Source organism: Stenotrophomonas sp. P5_A8 (assembly GCF_056400545.1).
The window spans coordinates 1-2,912 of sequence record NZ_JBFULB010000417.1 but is presented as its reverse complement, the minus strand read 5'-3'; the positions used below and the strand labels follow the sequence as shown (position 1 = coordinate 2,912).

2 protein-coding genes and 2 pseudogenes are annotated in these 2,912 nt (G+C 57.5%); 2 read left to right on the top strand and 2 right to left on the bottom strand.

Annotated features, from left to right (window positions below):
* Positions 1-243, bottom strand: a pseudogene (locus tag AC1DQP_RS18965) (AMP-binding protein); the annotation flags it as partial.
* Positions 244-834: 591 nt separating this feature from the next.
* On the opposite strand from AC1DQP_RS18965, the gene AC1DQP_RS18960 reads away from it, so the two are divergent.
* On the top strand, positions 835-1,407 hold the full coding sequence (locus tag AC1DQP_RS18960; protein WP_478052251.1) for a tetratricopeptide repeat protein: 573 nt from the start codon (positions 835-837) through the stop codon (positions 1,405-1,407).
* A 352-nt stretch (positions 1,408-1,759) separates the two neighbouring features.
* Positions 1,760-2,257, top strand: a pseudogene (locus AC1DQP_RS18955) (IS30 family transposase); the annotation flags it as partial.
* Between the two features lie 408 nt (positions 2,258-2,665).
* On the opposite strand, the gene AC1DQP_RS18950 reads toward AC1DQP_RS18955, so the two are convergent.
* A partial coding sequence (locus AC1DQP_RS18950) for an AMP-binding enzyme (protein ID WP_478052250.1) occupies positions 2,666-2,912 on the bottom strand: 247 nt, incomplete at its 5' end.

The following is a 2,912-nucleotide window of genomic DNA, read 5'->3' as shown; positions in this document are numbered from 1 at the left end:
GTTGTACTCGGCCAGGTCCAGTGGATTGATGCAGGCGGCCGGCGAGGTCTCGGTCAGGCCGTAGGCCTCCACCAGGGTTACCCCGGTCACCTTCTTCCAGCGTTCAGCCACGGCGCGCTGCACGGCCATGCCGCCGCCCAGGGTGACCTTCAGCGACGAGAAGTCGATCTCATCGAAGCCGGGCGTATTGAGCCGGCCGTTGAACAGAGTGTTGACGCCGGTGATGGCGGTGAAGCGGGTCGCCCGATGCGCTTGGGTCACCGGTGGCGATCACGGATGCCAATGGAGCCGTGATTGAGAGGATAGTCTACTAGCCATACGGCGCGGTTACGTCCACTCCAGCGGAGGATGGGCCTGGCTAGACGGGACATGCCAGTTGATCCACGTCCCCTACCGGCACCTCCGACACCACTGCCAACGGTCACTGTAACCGCTCCGAGATCGGTGCCTGGTCCGCAGCCAAGCTTCTTCAGCTTGACGACCGTAAATGCCCTTCGACGCGACACTTCCACCGCCCAGGCGATACGATCTGGGGAGTTGACGCGGACGGTAACGCTCCCTGCGCTAACGGTCACCGCCACTCCGTCGGCAATAGCGCTCTCCGGGAGTACTGCGCCCGTGGTGACGGAAGGTGTAATTATTGGGGGGGGGGTGGGAGGGGCGGTATTCAAGTCAGAAACGGGTCGGGAGACGTTGCACTATGTGTGCGTCGGTACCGGTATTCGCAACGGGGGTAGACCCAGTCTTCAACGTATCCAGCAACGAGAAAGAGCTGAGAAAGAAGGATGGTGCCGTACGTTGGGCAAAGGCAACGACTAGGGAGTTCCCAAACCCATGAGCAGGGTGAGTTCCGATTTTAGAGCGGCAGTTCGACTGCTTGACAAGGGCGAGGCAAGCAAAGCCTTGGCGCTTGCGGATTCGCTCGTCGCGTCGAATGAGGAAACGAGCCGTATCGATGGCTATATGTGCAGGGGGATGATCTATGAAGACGGTGGTGATGGCGTCCCAGTTGATCTTGATAGATCTATGGATAGCTACCGAAGGGCCTCTTTGATTGCTCCGGGCGCTGTAGCCTTTTTGAGCCTCGCTCGTGTCTCGCTTAGGCGGAAACATTGCGACGAGGCATTTCGATTCCTGAACGAGTCGGCATCATTCGAGATCAGTCCTGAAACACTATTGGGCTACGGACATTACTTCGAAGAATGTGAATCAGTTGGGTCCGAGAAGGCAAGGCTCTATTTTTTCAAGGCTGCGATTCGTGGCAGATTCGCTGGATTTTTTGGCTATTCTCGCGTCTCGCGGGCGGCGGGGCGAAATTTTCGTGCCCTCCTTATGGATTGTGCAAGAATAGCTTTGGGTCCGTTCATTGCGCTCGCCATTGGCGCACGTGCTCGCTATCAGTTTTGAATCAGATTGTCTCTCCACCGCTACTAAACGGTGACTGAGTTCTGCACTCCAACAGCGGGCGCGGGGCTCCTTGCTGCGTCATGCTCTAGATMTGATCTAGTTTGTTCTTCAAAACACCTGGGCCGCCAATGCAGTACTTGTCGTCCACTAGGCGGAAAGCTAACTGGAATATCGATTACAAATATGCTTTATCCATAGCTGTAATTGGCTTGGCTGATGCCGCATGGGCAGACGATCAATCAATATGCCTAAAAGGCTTGCCTGCAACAGGAAAGCCGGTATTTTCGGGATTGAAAGAAGTCAAGCTTATGCTAAAGATGGATCGTCTACGGAAGGAGGGGGGTACCGGCAGCAACGATTGCTTCCGGGCCACTGGGAAGGCGACTTGATCAAGGGGGCTTCCAATCGCTCCTGCGTAGGGACACTGGTCGAACGAACGACGCGTTTTGTGATCCTCTGCAAGATGGACGGAGGCACAGCTGAAGCGGCACTGGAAGGCTTCAGTCGCCAACTAAAGAAGCTGCCCGAATCCATGCGAACGAGTTTGACTTACGATCGAGGCACGGAGCTGACGTGCTACCCATAGTTGATGGACCGTCTGGATATCGACGTGTGGTTTGCTGATCCACACGCGCCATGGCAGCGCGGCAGCAACGAAAACACCAACGGATTGCTTCGCCAGTTCCTGCCCAAGGGCATTGATCTGTCGAGCGCGAGCCAGGAATATCTCAACCATGTTGCGATGCTCATGAACACACGACCACGTCAGACGCTGGGCTGGAAGACGCCAGCCGAAGTGATGGACAAAGAGATCGCCGAATTCAGATCACGTGTTGCGCTTGCTTCTTGAGACCGCCCACGTCCTGACTGTCTATAAAACTCTGGCCTGTCCAGACATTGCGGCCATCACAAAACTGATCAGCCACTACCAAGTTTCTGCGGCAGACGAGCAACGAGGGCCTTACCGGATGCAGCAGCTTGCCGAGTCTTCCGACGGCACTGCACGGGCGCTTCGCCGGGCTCTTCGGCTACGCCAAAGTGGCGCGCGTCAGGCGAGCATGTGCGCGCCTTGCTGATGGACTGTGTGCGAATTGTGTGCCGCCTGTTTATTGCGCTCGCTATTGGGGCGCGTGCGACCTCTAAGTTTTAAGGGGTGACGGTGGTTGGTCGGCGGTTGCTGACACGCATGGCGTGTCACTACGGCTGGAAAGCAGAACGCCCGCTAGGCGGGCGTGCTGGGGTTCACTGAAGCGGACGTTTACGCGGCAGGCGTATCGCGCAGCTCGCGTCGCAGGATCTTTCCGACGTTGGTCTTCGGCAGCTCCTTGCGGAACTCGACGATGCGCGGGTGCTTGTAGCCGGTCAGGTTGGCGCGGGCGTGTTCCTTGACCATTTCGGCGGTCAGGTTGGGGTCCTTCTTGACGATGACCACCTTGACGATCTCGCCGGACTTTTCATCCGGCACGCCGACCGCCGCCACTTCCAGCACCCGCCACTTCCAGCAC